This window comes from Serratia sp. (in: enterobacteria) (assembly GCF_052400455.1).
Lineage (GTDB): Bacteria > Pseudomonadota > Gammaproteobacteria > Enterobacterales > Enterobacteriaceae > Serratia > Serratia ureilytica.
Window position 1 is genome coordinate 3,185,305 of sequence record NZ_CP185812.1, and the last position, 15,483, is coordinate 3,200,787.

16 protein-coding genes and 1 pseudogene are annotated in these 15,483 nt (G+C 63.7%); 13 read left to right on the top strand and 4 right to left on the bottom strand.

The window, feature by feature from the left end; all coding sequences use genetic code 11:
* The first annotated feature begins 264 nt into the window (after nt 1–264).
* The 13 genes from paaA to paaY all read left to right on the top strand — a co-directional run bounded on the left by paaA (nt 265) and on the right by paaY (nt 11,558).
* Nucleotides 265–1,203: a 1,2-phenylacetyl-CoA epoxidase subunit PaaA gene (paaA, locus tag ACORQT_RS15560; protein ID WP_204317267.1), complete on the top strand. Its 939-nt coding sequence runs from the start codon at nt 265–267 to the stop codon at nt 1,201–1,203.
* Between the two features lie 21 nt (nt 1,204–1,224).
* A complete protein-coding gene (paaB, locus tag ACORQT_RS15565) occupies nt 1,225–1,512 on the top strand; it encodes a 1,2-phenylacetyl-CoA epoxidase subunit PaaB (RefSeq protein WP_004935173.1) in 288 nt (95 codons plus the stop codon).
* 8 nt (nt 1,513–1,520) lie between these two features.
* Nucleotides 1,521–2,279 carry a 1,2-phenylacetyl-CoA epoxidase subunit PaaC gene (paaC, locus tag ACORQT_RS15570; RefSeq protein WP_164057880.1) on the top strand — a complete coding sequence of 253 codons (759 nt, stop codon included), beginning with the start codon at nt 1,521–1,523 and terminating at the stop codon, nt 2,277–2,279.
* A gap of 9 nt (nt 2,280–2,288) precedes the next feature.
* Nucleotides 2,289–2,786 (top strand): 1,2-phenylacetyl-CoA epoxidase subunit PaaD, encoded by a 498-nt coding sequence (gene paaD / locus ACORQT_RS15575; RefSeq protein WP_096242364.1) that lies wholly within the window; start codon nt 2,289–2,291, stop codon nt 2,784–2,786.
* A 13-nt stretch (nt 2,787–2,799) separates the two neighbouring features.
* Nucleotides 2,800–3,858: a 1,2-phenylacetyl-CoA epoxidase subunit PaaE gene (paaE, locus tag ACORQT_RS15580; protein ID WP_147838098.1), complete on the top strand. Its 1,059-nt coding sequence runs from the start codon at nt 2,800–2,802 to the stop codon at nt 3,856–3,858.
* Nucleotides 3,859–3,866: 8 nt separating this feature from the next.
* A complete protein-coding gene (gene paaF / locus ACORQT_RS15585; protein WP_164057881.1) occupies nt 3,867–4,640 on the top strand; it encodes a 2,3-dehydroadipyl-CoA hydratase PaaF in 774 nt (257 codons plus the stop codon).
* A gap of 3 nt (nt 4,641–4,643) precedes the next feature.
* A complete protein-coding gene (gene paaG / locus ACORQT_RS15590) occupies nt 4,644–5,435 on the top strand; it encodes a 2-(1,2-epoxy-1,2-dihydrophenyl)acetyl-CoA isomerase PaaG (RefSeq protein WP_033643612.1) in 792 nt (263 codons plus the stop codon).
* Between the two features lie 2 nt (nt 5,436–5,437).
* Nucleotides 5,438–6,970, top strand: a complete 1,533-nt coding sequence (locus tag ACORQT_RS15595; protein ID WP_164057882.1) for a 3-hydroxyacyl-CoA dehydrogenase — start codon at nt 5,438–5,440, stop codon at nt 6,968–6,970.
* Nucleotides 6,967–7,407 (top strand): hydroxyphenylacetyl-CoA thioesterase PaaI, encoded by a 441-nt coding sequence (gene paaI / locus ACORQT_RS15600; protein ID WP_033643614.1) that lies wholly within the window; start codon nt 6,967–6,969, stop codon nt 7,405–7,407. Before ACORQT_RS15595 ends, paaI begins: the two co-directional genes overlap by 4 nt.
* Nucleotides 7,404–8,609: a 3-oxoadipyl-CoA thiolase gene (gene pcaF / locus ACORQT_RS15605; protein ID WP_147838101.1), complete on the top strand. Its 1,206-nt coding sequence runs from the start codon at nt 7,404–7,406 to the stop codon at nt 8,607–8,609. The genes paaI and pcaF overlap by 4 nt, the downstream gene beginning before the upstream one ends.
* Nucleotides 8,610–8,624: 15 nt before the next feature.
* A complete protein-coding gene (paaK, locus tag ACORQT_RS15610) occupies nt 8,625–9,932 on the top strand; it encodes a phenylacetate--CoA ligase PaaK (RefSeq protein WP_016927188.1) in 1,308 nt (435 codons plus the stop codon).
* A gap of 78 nt (nt 9,933–10,010) precedes the next feature.
* Nucleotides 10,011–10,949 (top strand): phenylacetic acid degradation operon negative regulatory protein PaaX, encoded by a 939-nt coding sequence (gene paaX / locus ACORQT_RS15615; RefSeq protein ID WP_042784929.1) that lies wholly within the window; start codon nt 10,011–10,013, stop codon nt 10,947–10,949.
* A gap of 12 nt (nt 10,950–10,961) precedes the next feature.
* A complete protein-coding gene (paaY, locus tag ACORQT_RS15620; protein WP_033643617.1) occupies nt 10,962–11,558 on the top strand; it encodes a phenylacetic acid degradation protein PaaY in 597 nt (198 codons plus the stop codon).
* 36 nt (nt 11,559–11,594) lie between these two features.
* Here the strand turns inward: paaY and ACORQT_RS15625 are convergent, their stop codons facing one another.
* The 4 genes and pseudogenes from ACORQT_RS15625 to ACORQT_RS15640 all read right to left on the bottom strand — a co-directional run bounded on the left by ACORQT_RS15625 (nt 11,595) and on the right by ACORQT_RS15640 (nt 15,430).
* Nucleotides 11,595–12,992, bottom strand: coding sequence for an amino acid permease (locus ACORQT_RS15625; RefSeq protein WP_042784930.1), 1,398 nt, complete (start codon nt 12,990–12,992; stop codon nt 11,595–11,597).
* A gap of 20 nt (nt 12,993–13,012) precedes the next feature.
* Nucleotides 13,013–14,201, bottom strand: a pseudogene (locus ACORQT_RS15630) (amino acid aminotransferase).
* A gap of 58 nt (nt 14,202–14,259) precedes the next feature.
* Nucleotides 14,260–14,631, bottom strand: a complete 372-nt coding sequence (locus tag ACORQT_RS15635) for a RidA family protein (protein WP_033643621.1) — start codon at nt 14,629–14,631, stop codon at nt 14,260–14,262.
* Between the two features lies 1 nt (nt 14,632).
* Nucleotides 14,633–15,430, bottom strand: coding sequence for an alpha/beta hydrolase (locus ACORQT_RS15640; protein WP_042784932.1), 798 nt, complete (start codon nt 15,428–15,430; stop codon nt 14,633–14,635).
* Nucleotides 15,431–15,483: the final 53 nt, after the last annotated feature.

Below are 15,483 nucleotides of genomic sequence, written 5' to 3' on the forward strand. Positions count from 1 at the left end.
AAATGCCAGTTTACGCCAAACTCAATTTTAACAAAAAGAGAACAAGAAGCGCGTTCAAGCCGCTTTCCCTGTCGTTAACACAGCGTTATTGATTTTATTTATTAAATTAAATCAATAATATAAACAATTCACTTGTGAGTGCGCTCGCAAAACCACATGAATCTCGTTTGATCTTTTTGTTATCAGTTTGTAGCCTTATGGTTATTTAAAGTGATTCACATTTTTATATTCAATGTGAAAAATACGAATCACCAAGAGGCGAGCATGACAACTGAAGCACAGTATCAGCAGCATTTCGACGCCAAGATCGCGGCGGATATCGCTATCGAAGCCAAAGACTGGATGCCGGACGCTTACCGTCAGAACCTGATTCGGCAGATCGGCCAACACGCCCATTCGGAAGTCATCGGCATGCTGCCGGAAGCCAACTGGTTGACGCGCGCCCCCACGCTGCGCCGCAAAGCGGTGCTGCTGGCCAAAGTGCAGGATGAGGCCGGCCACGGCCTGTACCTCTACAGCGCCGCCGAAACCCTCGGCTGTTCGCGCCAGGACATCTACCAAAAGATGCTCGACGGCAAAATGAAGTACTCCTCGATCTTCAATTACCCCACGCTCAACTGGGCGGATATCGGCGTGATCGGCTGGCTGGTCGACGGCGCCGCCATCGTCAACCAGGTGGCGCTGTGCCGCGCGTCCTACGGCCCCTACGCGCGGGCGATGGTGAAGATCTGCAAAGAGGAAAGCTTCCACCAGCGCCAGGGCTACGAGGCGGTGATGGCGATGGCCCACGGCAGCGACACGCAGCGCGCAATGTTGCAGGACGCCATCGATCGCTTCTGGTGGCCGGTGCTGATGATGTTCGGCCCGAGCGACGCCGACTCCCCTCACAGCGCCCAGAGCATGGCGTGGAAAATCAAACGCCACAGCAACGATGAGCTGCGGCAAAAGTTCGTCGACAACACCGTGCCGCAGCTTGAGGCGCTGGGCATGACGGCGCCGGACCCGAGTCTTACCTGGGACGAGGCCGCCGGCCACTATCGCTTCGGCGAGATCGACTGGAGCGAACTGCATGAAGTGATCAAAGGACGCGGCCAATGCAACCACGAACGCCTGCAGGCCAAACGCCGCGCCTGGGAAGACGGCGCCTGGGTACGCGACGGCGCCATGGCCCACGCCGCGAAAAACGCCGCTTCCGCCGCATAGCCAACATAAGGAACCGAGATCATGAGCCACGTTGAATGGCCGCTGTATGAAGTGTTTATCCGCAGCAAACAAGGGTTGGCGCATCGCCACGTCGGCAGCCTGCACGCCGCAGACGACCAAATGGCGCTGGAAAACGCCCGCGACGCCTACACGCGCCGCAACGAAGGCTGCTCGATCTGGGTGGTGCAATCGCGCCATCTGATCGCCTCGCAGCCGGAAGATCGCGGCGCGTTCTTCGATCCGTCCGAAGACAAGATCTACCGTCATCCGACGTTTTACACCATTCCCGACGGCATCAAGAACATGTAGAGGCGACCATGACGGTTAACGATCCGCGCATCAGCTATTTGCTCCGCCAGGGCGACACGCCTTTGATCCTCGCCCAGCGCCTGTGCGCCTGGTGCGGCCACGCGCCCGAGCTGGAAATCGATCTGGCGTTGGCCAACATCGGTCTCGATCTGCTCGGCCAGGCGCGCCACTTCCTGGGCTACGCCGCCGAACTGGCCGGCCCGCCCTGCAGCGAAGACAGCCTGGCCTTCGGCCGTGACGAGCGCCAGTTCCATAACCTGCTGCTGGCGGAACAGCCGAACGGCGGTTTCAACGACACGTTGGTGCGCCAGTTCCTGCTCGACGCCTACCACGTGCAGCTGCACCAGGCGCTAAGCCGCAGCCGCGATGCGCAGATCGCCGCCATCGCCGCCAAATCGTTGAAGGAAGCCGATTACCACCTGCGTTTCAGCCGCGGCTGGATGATCCGCCTCGGTGACGGCAACGATATCAGCCACCGCAAGATCCAACAGTCGCTGGATAACCTGTGGCGTTTCACCGCCGAACTGTTCCATGCCGACGCGCTGGAGCTTGAGCTGGCGGAACAAGGCATCGCCGTCGATCCGCGCGAGCTGCAGGCCCCCTGGCAGGCGCTGGTGGCGGAGACGCTGCGCCAGGCGATCTTGACGCTGCCTGCCGAGCAGGCGTTCCGTCACGGCGGCAAGCAAGGTCAGCACAGCGAACACCTCGGCCCGCTGCTGGCGGAGATGCAGTTCCTGCAGCGCGCCTATCCAAACAGTCAGTGGTAGGAGGCCGCGATGAACGTCACTCGTTTGCAACCCGCCGAAATCCCGCAGATTTGGCACTGCCTGCAGCAGATCAGCGATCCCGAGCTGCCGGTGCTGTCGATCACCGATTTGGGCATGGTGCGCAACGTGGCCCGCGACGGCAGCGGCTGGCGCGTGACCTTCACCCCAACCTACTCCGGCTGCCCGGCCACCGAATTTTTGCTCAACGCCATCGAGCAGCGGCTGACGGCCGCCGGATTCAGCCCGGTGCGGGTGGACATTCGCCTCAGCCCGGCCTGGACCACCGACTGGATGAACGCCGACGCCCGCGAGCGGCTGCGGCAATACGGCGTAGCGCCCCCGCAGGGCCACACCTGCGATCGGCCGCACGCCCACGGCCCGGTCGCCTGCCCGCGCTGCGGCAGCACCCACAGCGAGAAGATCAGCGAGTTCGGCTCCACCGCCTGTAAAGCGCTGTACCGCTGCTGCGACTGCCGGGAACCGTTCGACTACTTCAAATGCATATAGGAGCGCTGACACCATGACGGTCTTTCATCGCCTGAACGTCGCCGCCATCGAGCGCGAAACGCCGGACGCCGTAGCCATCACCCTGCGGGTGCCCGAAGAGCTGCAAAACCAATACCGCTACACTCCCGGCCAGCACCTGACGCTCAAGGCGCGGGTCAACGGCGAAGAGCTGCGGCGTTGCTATTCCATCTGCAGTTCACCGCAGGAAGGCCTGCTGCAGATCGGCGTAAAAGCGATTGATCAGGGCCGTTTCTCCGGCTTCGTCAACCGCATGCTGAAAGTCGGCGATGCGCTGGAAGTGATGGTGCCGCAGGGGCGCTTCGGCTATCAGCCGCAGGCGGAGCGCCGCGGCAACTATCTGGCGATCGCCGCCGGCTCCGGCATCACGCCGATGCTGTCGATCATCAAGGCGACGCTGCAGCTTGAGCCGGGCAGCAGCTTCACCCTGATCTACGGCAACCGCAACAGCCGTTCAATGATGTTCAAAGAGGCGCTGTCGGATCTGAAAAACCGCTATCCGCAGCGTTTTCAGCCGCTGTACCTGTTCAGCCAGGAGAGCCTCGACAGCCCGCTGCTCAGCGGCCGCATCGACCGTGAGCGCCTGGCGGCGATCGGCGGCGCGCTGCTGGATTTCCGCGACTATGACCACGCCTTCATCTGCGGGCCGGAATCGATGATGGACGACGCGCAGACCGTGCTGGAACAGGCCGGCGTACCGGCCAACCACATCCACAGCGAACGTTTCAACACCAGCGGCCTGGTCACCCGCCCGCGCCACAGCGGCGATCGCAACGCCGCCAGGGTGACAATCCTGCTCGACGGCCGCCGGTTGGATATCGAGCTCGGCGAACAGGACGACAGCATTCTCGACGCTGCGCTGCGCCAGGGCGCCGACCTGCCCTACGCCTGCAAAGGCGGCGTATGCGCCACCTGCAAATGCCGTCTGAAGGCCGGCCAGGTGGAGATGGGCGTCAACTACAGCCTGGAGCCGGATCAGTTGGCGGCGGGCTATGTATTGAGCTGCCAGTCGTGGCCGAAAGGCGACGGCGTGGTGTTGGACTTCGACGTCTAGGAGCCGCGATGGATACCCCCTTTATTTTGCGCCAGCAGCAGCACCGCGTGGTCACGCTGACGCTGCACCGCCCGGAGGCGCGCAACGCCCTGAGCACCCCTTGCCTGGAGCAGCTGGTGTTTCTGCTGGAGCAGGCCGATGCCGACAGCGGCGTGGGCGCCGTGGTGATCGCCGGCGCGGCGCGTTTCTTTGCCGCCGGGGCCGATCTGCACGAGCTGCAACGGCAGGATCTGCCGGCCGCGCTGGCGGATCGCCGTCCGCAGCTGTGGCAGCGACTGGCGCAGTTCAGCAAGCCGCTGCTGGCGGCGGTGAACGGCTATGCCCTGGGCGCCGGCTGCGAGTTGGCGCTGGCCTGCGACATCGTTATCGGCGGCGAAAGCGCCCGCTTCGGCCTACCGGAGATCACCCTCGGCCTGATGCCGGGGGCCGGAGGCACCCAGCGCCTGATCCGCTGCGTCGGCAAGTCGCGCGCCAGCCAGATGGTGCTGACCGGCGAAGCCATCGACGCCCGCACCGCGCTGCAGGCTGGCCTTATCAGCGAAGTGTGCGTCGATGCCCTGACGCTGGAGCGCACGCAGCAGATTGCCGATCGCATCAGCCGTCAGGCGCCACTGGCGCTGCGCGCCGCCAAGCAGGCGCTGAAACAGGCCGAGGAAACCGGCCTTAGCCAGGGGCTGGCGATGGAGCGTCAGCAGTTCGTCACCCTGGCCGCCACCGACGATCGCCGCGAAGGCATCGCCGCCTTTTTCGAAAAACGTACGCCAAACTATCAGGGGCGCTGATTTATGGATAACGCATTGATTCTCAGTCATCTCGACGCCGGCGTGTTGACGCTGACCCTCAACCGGCCGGATCGGCTCAACAGCTTTAACGACGAGATGCATCGCCAACTGAGCGAAGCGCTGACGCAAGCCGAACGCGACGACAACGTGCGCTGCCTGCTGATCGCCGGCGCCGGCCGCGGTTTCTGCGCCGGGCAGGATCTCAACGATCGCAACGTCAGCGCCGATCAACAGGCGCCGGACCTCGGCCTGTCGGTCGAACGTTTCTACAACCCCCTGATCCGTCGCCTGACCGCCCTGCCCAAACCGGTGGTGTGCGCGGTCAACGGCGTGGCGGCCGGCGCCGGCGCCGCGCTGGCTCTGGCGTGCGATATCGTCATCGCCGCCGACAACGCCGGTTTTATTCAGTCGTTCTGCCGCCTGGGGCTGGTGCCGGATTCCGGCGGCAGCTGGTTCCTGCCGCGGCTGGCCGGCCACGCCCGCGCGATGGGCATGGCCATGCTGGGCGACAAAATCAGCGCCCAACAGGCGCTGGAGTGGGGCATGATCTGGCAGGTGGTGCCGGCGGATGAATTGGCCGACCGCACGCAAACGCTGGCGCGCCATCTGGCCACCCAGCCGACTTACGGTCTGGGGCTAATCAAGAAAGCCATCTACAGTTCGGCCACCAACAGCCTCGATCAACAACTCGATCTGGAACGCGATCTGCAGCGATTGGGCGGCCGCAGCGACGACTACCGCGAAGGCGTCAGCGCGTTCTTCGCCAAACGCACGCCAAACTTCAGCGGGAAATAGCCATGAACGCGCCCCTTCTTAACGGCCAGGTGGCGGTGATCGGTGCCGGCACCATGGGCATCGGCATTGCGCAGGTGGCCGCCGCCGCCGGTCACCCGGTGCGGCTGTTCGATATCGCCCCCGCCGCCGCCCAGCGCGCGATCGACGAACTCGCTCGCCGCCTGCGGCAGCGGGTCGACGGCGGCAAGGCCGACGCAAACACCACCGAGGCGCTGCTGGCGCGTCTCGAACGCGCCGATTCGCTCGAGCAACTGGCCGACAGCGCGCTGGTGATTGAAGCGGTGGCGGAAAATCTGGCGATCAAGCAGAGCCTGTTCCGCGATCTGGAAGCGATCTGCTCGCCCACGGCGCTGTTCGCCAGCAATACTTCCTCGCTGTCGATCACCGCCATCGCCGGCGCCTTGCAACACCCGCAGCGCATGGCCGGGCTGCACTTCTTCAACCCGGCGCCGCTGATGAAGCTGGTGGAGATCGTCAGCGGTCTGGAGACCGGGGCCGAGACCCTCGCCGCGCTGCAAGCCCTGGCGCAGCGCTGGGGTAAGCAGAGCGTCGTGTGTCGTTCGACGCCGGGATTCATCGTCAACCGCGTGGCGCGGCCGTTCTACGCCGAAACCCTGCGCGCGCTGGAGGAACGGGTGGCCGACGCCGCCACCCTGGATGCGGTAATGCGCGACGCCGGCGGTTTCGCCATGGGCCCGCTGCAGTTGACCGATCTGATCGGCCAGGACGTCAATTACGCCGTGACCGACTCGGTGTATCAGGCCTTCTACCAGGATCCGCGCTTCACCCCCTCGCTGGTGCAGCAGGAGCTGGTGGCCGCCGGGCGCCTCGGCCGCAAATCCGGCCGCGGCTTCTACCGCTATGACGCGCAACGCCCCACCGCAGAGATGATCGCCTTTGCGCCACCGGCACAGGCCGCGCTGCCGCAGCGCGTTACGCTGCACGGCGACTGGTCTTCGCTGGCCGATTTGGCGCAGCTGTTATGCGAAAATGCGGGGGCGATCAAACAACCTGGCCAGACCAGCCCGCACGTCACGATCGACGACGTTACACTGATGTTAACCAATGGTAAAACCGCCGGCCAACTGGCCGACGAACGTGGAACGCCCGTGGTGCTGTTCGATCTCTGTGCCGACTATGCGCATGCCTCCGCCATCGCCATCAGCTGTGCGGCGCAAAACGGCGCGCAACACAATGCCAAAGCGATCCGTCTGCTGCAGTCCCTCGGCAAACGCGTCATCCTGTTGCCGGATTACCCCGGCCTGCTGACGATGCGCACCCTGGCCATGCTGGCCAACGAAGCGCTCGACGTGGTGAACAAAGGCGTCGCCGGCGCCGAGGATACCGATCTGGCGATGCTGCGCGGGGTCAATTATCCGCGCGGCCCGCTCGCCTGGGGCGCCGCACTCGGCTGGTGCCACATTCTGACAACGCTGGAAAACCTGCAACGCTATTACGGCGAAGCGCGCTATCGCCCGATGCCGCTGCTGCGCCGCTACGCTTCCCCCGCCGCTTTCCCAGGAGCCGAACAATGAACGCCAATACGCCGCGCGCGCTGGCTCAGCGCTGCGCCGAACAGATGTTCCAGCAAGATACCTGCGCTCAGGCGATGGGGATGCACATCGATGCCGTCGACGTAGGGTACGCGCAGGTCAGCATGACCGTCGGCCCGCAGATGCTCAATGGCCACCAGACTTGCCATGGCGGCCAGCTGTTCAGCCTGGCGGATACCGCCTTCGCCTACGCCTGTAACAGCCAGGGGCTGGCGGCGGTGGCTTCCGGCTGCAGCATCGACTTCGTCCGCCCGGCGCTGGCCGGCGATCGCCTCACCGCCAGCGCGCAGATGCGCCATCAGGGCAAAGCCACCGGGCTGTATGACGTCGAAATCGTCAATCAACAGGGCAAAACCGTCGCCTGGTTTCGCGGCCGCGCGCACCGCCTCGGTCACAGCATTTTAGGAGATCAGGCATGAATCAGGCATTTATCTGCGACGGCGTGCGCACCCCGATCGGCCGCTATGGCGGCGCGCTGGCCCAGGTGCGCGCCGACGACCTCGCCGCCCTGCCGCTGCGCGTGCTGCTGGAGCGCTATCCACAGGTGGATTGGGCGCAGCTGGACGATGTGATCCTCGGCTGCGCCAACCAGGCCGGGGAAGACAACCGCAATCTGGCGCGCATGGCGCTGCTGCTGGCCGGATTGCCGGTCGGCGTTTCCGGCACCACGGTGAACCGCCTGTGCGGTTCGGGCCTGGACGCGCTGGCGATGGCGGCGCGCAGCATCAAAGCCGGCGACGCCGGGCTGATGCTGGCCGGCGGCGCGGAATCGATGACCCGAGCGCCGCTGGTGATGGGCAAGGCCGACAGCGCCTTCAGCCGACAGGCGCAGCTGTACGACACCACCCTCGGCTGGCGCTTCGTCAACCCGCGCATGCAGGCCGAGTTCGGCACCGATTCGATGCCGGAGACCGCCGAAAACGTCGCGGCGCAGTTCAACATCAGCCGCGCCGATCAGGACGCCTTTGCGCTGCGCAGCCAGCAGCGCGCCGCCCGGGCGCAGGCGCTGGGATACCTGGCGCAGGAGATAGCGCCGGTCAACATCACCGGTAAAAAAGGCGCAGTCACCCTGTTCAGCCAGGATGAACACCCGCGCGCCGACACCACCTTCGATCAGCTGCAGGCGCTGAAAACCCCGTTCCGTCAACCCGGCAGCGTCACCGCCGGCAACGCCTCGGGGCTGAACGACGGCGCGGCCGCGCTGATCGTCGCCTCCGAAGCGATGGCGGCGCGCCAGGGCCTGACGCCGCGCGCGCGCATCCTTGCCACCGCCACCTGCGGCGTGGAACCGCGGCTGATGGGCATCGGCCCGCTGCCGGCCACCCGCAAGGTGCTGGAGATCGCCGGGCTGAGCCTGGCGCAGATGGACGTCATCGAACTGAACGAAGCGTTCGCCGCCCAGGCGTTGGCGGTGATGCGCCAGCTTGGCCTGCCGGACGATGCCCCGCAGGTCAACCCCAACGGCGGCGCGATCGCTCTGGGGCACCCGCTGGGCATGAGCGGCGCGCGCCTGGCGCTGGCCGCCCTGTTTGAACTGGAACGGCGAGCCGGCCGCTACGCTCTGTGCACCATGTGCATCGGCGTGGGCCAAGGCATCGCCATGATCATTGAGCGTGTCTGACCCCTGAGGCTAACCATGACAATAAATCCACAGCCCCTCGAAACGATCGAATTCGCCTCGCGCGATGAGATTGAAGCGTTGCAGTTGGCGCGTTTGAAGTGGACGCTGCACCACGCCTACGACAATGTACCGATGTACAAGCGCAAGTTCGATCAGGCGGGCGTACACCCCGACGATCTTAAGCAGCTGAGCGATCTGGCGCGCTTCCCCTACACCACCAAGCAGGATCTGCGCGACAACTACCCGTTCGACACCTTCGCGGTGCCGATGGAACAGGTGGTGCGCATCCACGCTTCCTCGGGCACCACCGGCCGCCCGACGGTGGTGGGCTACACCCAGCGCGACATCGATAACTGGGCCGATATCGTCGCCCGCTGCCTGCGCGCCGGCGGCGCCACCGCCAAAGACAAGGTGCACGTCGCCTACGGTTACGGCCTGTTTACCGGCGGCCTGGGGGCACACTACGGCGCGGAGCGGCTCGGCGCCACGGTGATCCCGATGTCCGGCGGGCAGACGGAACGCCAGGCGCAGCTGATCCTCGATTTCAAACCCGACATCATCATGGTGACGCCGTCCTACTGCCTGACGCTGATCGATGAACTGGAGCGCAAAATGGGCGGCGACGCGCGCGGCTGCTCGCTGCGGCTCGGCGTGTTCGGTGCCGAACCCTGGACCGAAGCCCTGCGCCACGAAATCGAAACCCGCATGGGCATCAAGGCGCTGGATATTTACGGCCTGTCGGAGGTGATGGGGCCGGGCGTGGCGATGGAATGTCTGGAAAGCGGCGGCGGCCCCACCATTTGGGAAGACCACTTCCTGCCGGAGATCATCTGCCCGGAGACCGGCATCGCCCTGCCGGACGGCGAGCACGGCGAACTGGTGTTCACCACCCTGACCAAAGAGGCGCTGCCGGTGATCCGCTACCGCACCCGCGATCTCACCCGGCTGCTGCCGGGCGACGCACGCCAGATGCGCCGCATGGGCAAGATCACCGGCCGCTCCGACGACATGCTGATCATCCGCGGCGTCAACGTCTTCCCGTCGCAGGTGGAAGAACAGATCATGCAGTTCGAGCAGCTGTCGCCGCACTATCAACTGCAGGTCAGCCGCAGCGGGCATCTGGACACGCTGGCGGTGCGCGTCGAGCTGAAAGAATCGGCGCTCAGCCTCAGCCATCAGCAGCGTTGCGATATCTGCCACCAGCTGCGCCACCACATCAAATCGATCGTGGGCGTCAGCACCGACGTCAGCATCGCCAACTGCGGCGATATTCCGCGCTCGGAAGGCAAGGCGCAGCGCGTGGTCGATCTGCGGCCGCGCTGAGGCGCACGGCGTCACGGATGACGCCGCCCCAAATTATGGTAATGTTGTGGCTCATCGAAGGCTAACCCATGGAAAAATATGGAACATAAACTGGATGAGTTCATTCGCCATGCCGTCGACGCCCAGCCGATCAGCGGCACGTCGCTGATCATTTCGCTGTACGGCGACGCGCTCAGCCACCGCGGCGGCGAAGTGTGGCTCGGCAGCCTGAGCGCGCTGCTGGAGGCCTTCGGTTTCGGCGATCGCTTCGTGCGCACCTCGGTGTTCCGCCTGCAGAAAGAGGGGTGGCTGGCGGTGGAGAAAATCGGCCGCCGCAGCTTCTACCGCGTGACCGAGCAGGGAATGCGCCAGTTCCGCCACGCCGAATCGAAGATCTATCTGCGCGAGCAGCCCGCCTGGGACGGCAAATGGGAGCTGTTGCTGCTGGAATGCGCCGAAAAAAACGCGCGCGCGCGGCTGAAAAAAGAGCTGGGCTGGCTCGGGTTCGGGCAGATCGCCAACAACCTGATGGCCGCCCCCACTCATGCGCAAACCGACGTGACGGCGCTGCTCGGCGAATTGAACGCCAGCGAGCAGGTGATCTACTTCCGCGCCGATTACCCCTACAACCGCTCCGAGCAAACGCTGCAGAAACTGGTGGCCGACTGCTGGTCATTGAGCGAGGTAGCGGCCGGTTATCATGAGTTTATCGTCTCTTTCCGGCCGCTGATGGCGCTGCTGCGCGAAGTCGACCCGGCGGCGCTGACGCCGCTGCGCTGTTTCCAGATTAAGCTATTATTGATTCACTTCTTCCGTCGCGTGGTGTTGAAAGATCCGCTGCTGCCGGACGCGCTGCTGCCCGCCCAGTGGGAGGGCCAGATCGCCCGCAATCTGTGCATCAATCTCTATCAGCAGGTCGATCGCGCCGCGACGGACTACGTCAGCGCGCTGGCGGAGACCACCATCGGCGCCCTGCCCGCGCCGGCCGCCGGCTACTATCGGCGCTTCGGCGGCCTACCGCGCGACCCTACATATTAAGGAACTCACGCTATGCCTGTGTATCAGATTGACGGCCTGACGCCGGTCGTTGACCCCAGCAGTTACGTGCACCCGACGGCGGTGCTGATTGGCGACGTGATCGTCGGCAAACACGTGTATATCGGCCCGAACGCCAGCCTGCGCGGCGATTTTGGCCGCCTGGTGATCTGCGACGGCGCCAACATTCAGGACAACTGCGTGATGCACGGCTTCCCGCAGCAGGACACGGTGGTGGAAGAAGACGGCCATATCGGCCACGGCGCCATCCTGCACGGCTGCCGCATTCGCCGCAACGCGATGGTGGGCATGAACGCGGTGGTGATGGACGGTGCGGAGATCGGCGAGAACACCATCGTCGGCGCGATGGCGTTCGTCAAAGCCGCGGCAGTGATCGAAGCCAACAAGCTGGTGGTCGGCAGCCCGGCGCGCGTGCTGCGCGATCTGACCGAACAGGAGCTGGCCTGGAAGATCGCCGGCACCCGCGAGTATCAGGATTTGGTGCAGCGCTGCAAATCCTCGCTGCACGAAGTGGCGCCGCTGACCGAAATCGAACCGGGCCGCCGGCGCCTGAGCTTCGGCGACCACCTGATCCCGAAAAGCCAGCTTTAGTCTCAGGGGCTGAAGGCGCGCCTCAGTCCCCTCTCATTACTCCACTTCCGGCGCCTTGAACGGCGACGGCGTAGCCGCGCGGCGGCTCTGGAAGTGATAAGCCGCCACCAGCAGCAAAGTGAACGGAATACCGAACCACAGCGTCATGCGGAAGAATTCGGTAAACGCCGTCGAGATCATCAACGCCGCCATCAGCCCGGCGCCGAGCAAGGTGGTATAGGGAAAGCCCCACATGCGAAATTTCAGGTGGGTCTGCCGATGCCGGCGGCGGAAGAACAGGTGGGTGACGAAAATCATCAGCCAGGTAAAGCAGGCGCCATACACCGAGATAGACATCATGGCGGCGAACGAGGTTTCCGGCGCCACCAGGCTCAGCACGATAGACACCACGATACCGATGCACGACATCGCCAGCGCATTGACCGGAATACCGCGCCGGCTGACGCGCCCCAACGCCGCCGGCGCCTGCCCGGCGCGCGACAGCGAGAACATCATGCGAGTGGTGATATACAGCTGGCTGTTCATTGCCGACAGCGCCGCTACCAGCACGATAAAGTTGAAAATACCGGCGGCGGCGGGCAGATGGATCACGTTCATCGCCATCAGGAACGGGCTTTCGCCGGTGCCGGACTGGCGCCAGGGCACGATGGCCAGCATCAGGGCGATCGACAGCATGTAGAAGATGAACAGCCGCACGATGGTGCCCTTGAACGCCGCCTTCACCGCAATCACCGGATTCTTCGCCTCGCCGGCGGCCACCGCGATCATTTCAATGCTCAGGTAGCTGAAGATGGACACGATCACCGCGAACCACATGCCCTTGACGCCAAACGGCATAAAGCCGCCGGCGGTCAGGTTGCGCAGGCCGTAGGCCGGGTTGCCCGAGAACGCCAGAATGCCGATGCCGATCAGAATAAACGCCACGATCGCCGTCACTTTGACGGTGGACAGCGCGTATTCCACCTGGCCGAACGATTTCACGCCGATCACGTTAACAACGATCACCGCCGCCGAGAACAGCAGCACCCACGGCCAGGTCGGCGTCGCCGGGAACCAGAACTGCATGTACATGCCGATGGCGGTGACTTCGGTGCCCACCGCCAGCACCACGCAAGACCAGTAAGAGTAACGCACCAGAAAACCGAACAGCGGGCCGAGATAGAATTCGGCGTAGTCGCCGAACGAGCCGGGCGTCGGGTGTTCGGAGGTCATTTCCGCCAGGCTGCCCATCAGCAGCAGCGCAATGACGCCACCGATCAGGTAGCTCAGCAATACCGACGGCCCCGCCATCTGAATGGCGTAGGCGCTGCCGAGAAACAGCCCGGTGCCGATGGCGCCGCCGATCGCCAGCATCGACATCTGCCCGGCGGTAAGATGCTTGTTCAACCCGCCCTGGCGGCGGGCGATATGCTCAAAATCATTCATCTGTGGCATGGCTGTGCTCCCGGGCGGAGTTAGGCGGTACGGGTGACGTCGAGGATCGCGGCGGTCACATAGTCGATGTTGCCGGGGTTAAGCCCCGGCAGACACATGCGGCCGGGCGAGACCAGATAGATGGCGTAGCGCTGCCGCAGGGTCTGCAGCTGAGCTTCGTTCAGGCCGGTATAGCTGAACATGCCGCGCTGCTCGCGAATGCGCCGGTGCTCCAGCGAAGAGCCGCCCTGCGCCAGCCCGGCGGCCAGCTGTTCACGCATTTGCTTGATGCGTGAGCGCATTTCCGCCAGCTCATCGCGCCAAAGCTCGCCGAGTTCGGCGTCGCCAAGCAGGGTTTCCACGATCTGGCTGCCGTGCGTCGGCGGGCAGGAGTAGCTGCGACGGATCAGCGTTTTTAACGCCCCTTTGACGTTGGCGGCATTTTCCGCGTCGGCGCAGCGCACCGACAGCGCGCCCAGACGCTGGCCGTACAGCGCGACGTTTTTGGAAAACGAATTGCAGACCAAAAACGGCAGATCGGTTTTCAGCGCTTCGCGCAATGCAAAGCAGTCTTCCTCCAGCCCGTCGCCGAAGCCCTGATAGGCGATGTCGAACAGCGGCAGCAGGCTGCGTCGTTGCAGCACGGCGAGCGTGGCGCGCCACTGCTCCGCCGTCAGATCGGTGCCGGTTGGGTTGTGGCAACAAGGGTGCAGCAAGACCACGCTGCCCGGCGGCAGGCTGTCCAGCGCGTCGAGCATGGCGGCGAAACGCAGGCCGCCCGCCGCTTCATCAAAGTAGGGATAGGTATTCACCCGCAGCCCGGCGCCTTCGAAAATCGCCCAATGATTGGCCCAGGTAGGATCGGACACCCAGATTTCACCGCGCGCCAGAAAGTGGCGCAAAAAAATCCGCCGCCAGCTTCAACGCGCCGGAGCCGCCGACGGTCTGCACCGTGGCGATCTCGGCCGCCTGTTGCTCACCGAACAGCAGCGCCTGCACCTGGCGGGCGAACTGCGGCGAACCTTCGATCGGCGGATAACCGTGCGGGCGGCGCAGCGCCAGCAACCGCTGCTCGGCCGCCTCAACCGCGCGCATCAGCGGAATATTCCCCTGCCGATCGTAATACAGCCCAATGCCTAAATTCACTTTTTGTGGATTGGGATCCTGCAAATAGGCTTCCATCAGCGACATAATAGGATCGGCGGCGGAAGGTGCAATCTGTTTAAACATGACGCATCCTTAACTCGTTATTGAATTAATATGAAGACAGGCTTAAGGAGAAATTAAATCAGGCGATGGCGCTGACGGTAATTTCTATTTTCATTCCGGGCACCACCAATTTCTCGACGATAACCGTGGAGCGATTGGGATAAGGATAATTAAAGTATTTCCGGTAAATATCATCGAGCCATTTAACGTCGTTAACGTCGGTAAGATACACGATCACCTGCAGCACCTTATCGCTGTGGCTGCCCGCCGCCTTCAGCGTCTGCGCCAGGTTATCGAAGGTCAGCGCAATCTGTCGCTCCGGCGCGCCGGTGTCGATGCTGCCGTCCGCCCGCACCGGGCCGTGGGCGGTAAACAGCATGCCGCCGCCCCGGGTGGCCCAGGAAAAAGGCTGGCCGATATCCGGCAGCCCGGTCTCTACAATCTCGCGCATGTCAGTGGTTCCCGTGGTGGTCAAGTTGGCGAAGCAGCGCGCCGTCGGCGGCGAACAACGCATCCAGGATGGTGAAATGGTTGGCGCCTGGCACCGCGACCAGTTCAGCCGGCAGCCCGCGTTGGCGCAGCGCCGCATGATAGTGTTGCGACTGACCTCTCAGTTCCGGCAGCTCCAATGCGCCGTAATACAGCGTAAGCGGCTTGCCGCGCGTCGGCAGGCGGCGCGCCGGGCTGAGCGTTTCAATTTGCCGCGTGGTCAACTGCAGCGCCCGATTGACATAGCTTTGTTGCAGCGGCGCCAGCTCGAACAGGCCGCTGATGGGAAAGACGGCATCCACCAACGCATGCTGCTGCCAGAGCGCCGCCAACTGCCCGCCGGCGGAATGGCCGCACAGATAAACCGGATGGGCGTAGTGCGGCGGCAGGCGGCGCTGAATGGCATCCAGTGCCATTCCGATCTGTCGGCATATTTCGTCGAGATCCACCGCCGGTGCGAGCGCATATTCCACCAACACCACGTCAAAACCCAACGCCAGCGGCCCGGCGGCGATAAAGGCGAAATCCGCCTTATCGCAAAATTGCCAATAGCCGCCGTGAATAAAAATTAACGTCCCCTGATGCTGCTTTGCAGAATAGAGCCAATCAAATTTTTCACGTTCCCCGTTGCCATAAGCAATATTATTTTCATGGCGCGTCTGTTTATAAACAGCCGCGCTGCGGGTTTGAAATGAAGTCAAAATAGCCGCTTCATTATCCACCGTGGCGCCGTTGTCATAACTCCCCGCAAGTGGTTTCATATATTAAACTTCGTTTATTATTTAAGATGTGAATTAACTATTAGCACCGACAA

Coding starts and splice junctions, on each gene's coding strand:
- paaG (WP_033643612.1), top strand. CDS start 4,644: ATGGATAACGCATTGATTCTCAGTCATCTCGACGCCGGCGTGTTGACG.
- ACORQT_RS15640 (WP_042784932.1), bottom strand. CDS start 15,430: ATGAAACCACTTGCGGGGAGTTATGACAACGGCGCCACGGTGGATAAT.
- paaX (WP_042784929.1), top strand. CDS start 10,011: ATGGAACATAAACTGGATGAGTTCATTCGCCATGCCGTCGACGCCCAG.
- paaE (WP_147838098.1), top strand. CDS start 2,800: ATGACGGTCTTTCATCGCCTGAACGTCGCCGCCATCGAGCGCGAAACG.
- ACORQT_RS15635 (WP_033643621.1), bottom strand. CDS start 14,631: ATGCGCGAGATTGTAGAGACCGGGCTGCCGGATATCGGCCAGCCTTTT.
- paaA (WP_204317267.1), top strand. CDS start 265: ATGACAACTGAAGCACAGTATCAGCAGCATTTCGACGCCAAGATCGCG.
- paaK (WP_016927188.1), top strand. CDS start 8,625: ATGACAATAAATCCACAGCCCCTCGAAACGATCGAATTCGCCTCGCGC.
- paaI (WP_033643614.1), top strand. CDS start 6,967: ATGAACGCCAATACGCCGCGCGCGCTGGCTCAGCGCTGCGCCGAACAG.
- paaF (WP_164057881.1), top strand. CDS start 3,867: ATGGATACCCCCTTTATTTTGCGCCAGCAGCAGCACCGCGTGGTCACG.
- paaY (WP_033643617.1), top strand. CDS start 10,962: ATGCCTGTGTATCAGATTGACGGCCTGACGCCGGTCGTTGACCCCAGC.
- ACORQT_RS15625 (WP_042784930.1), bottom strand. CDS start 12,992: ATGCCACAGATGAATGATTTTGAGCATATCGCCCGCCGCCAGGGCGGG.
- ACORQT_RS15595 (WP_164057882.1), top strand. CDS start 5,438: ATGAACGCGCCCCTTCTTAACGGCCAGGTGGCGGTGATCGGTGCCGGC.
- paaB (WP_004935173.1), top strand. CDS start 1,225: ATGAGCCACGTTGAATGGCCGCTGTATGAAGTGTTTATCCGCAGCAAA.
- pcaF (WP_147838101.1), top strand. CDS start 7,404: ATGAATCAGGCATTTATCTGCGACGGCGTGCGCACCCCGATCGGCCGC.
- paaD (WP_096242364.1), top strand. CDS start 2,289: ATGAACGTCACTCGTTTGCAACCCGCCGAAATCCCGCAGATTTGGCAC.
- paaC (WP_164057880.1), top strand. CDS start 1,521: ATGACGGTTAACGATCCGCGCATCAGCTATTTGCTCCGCCAGGGCGAC.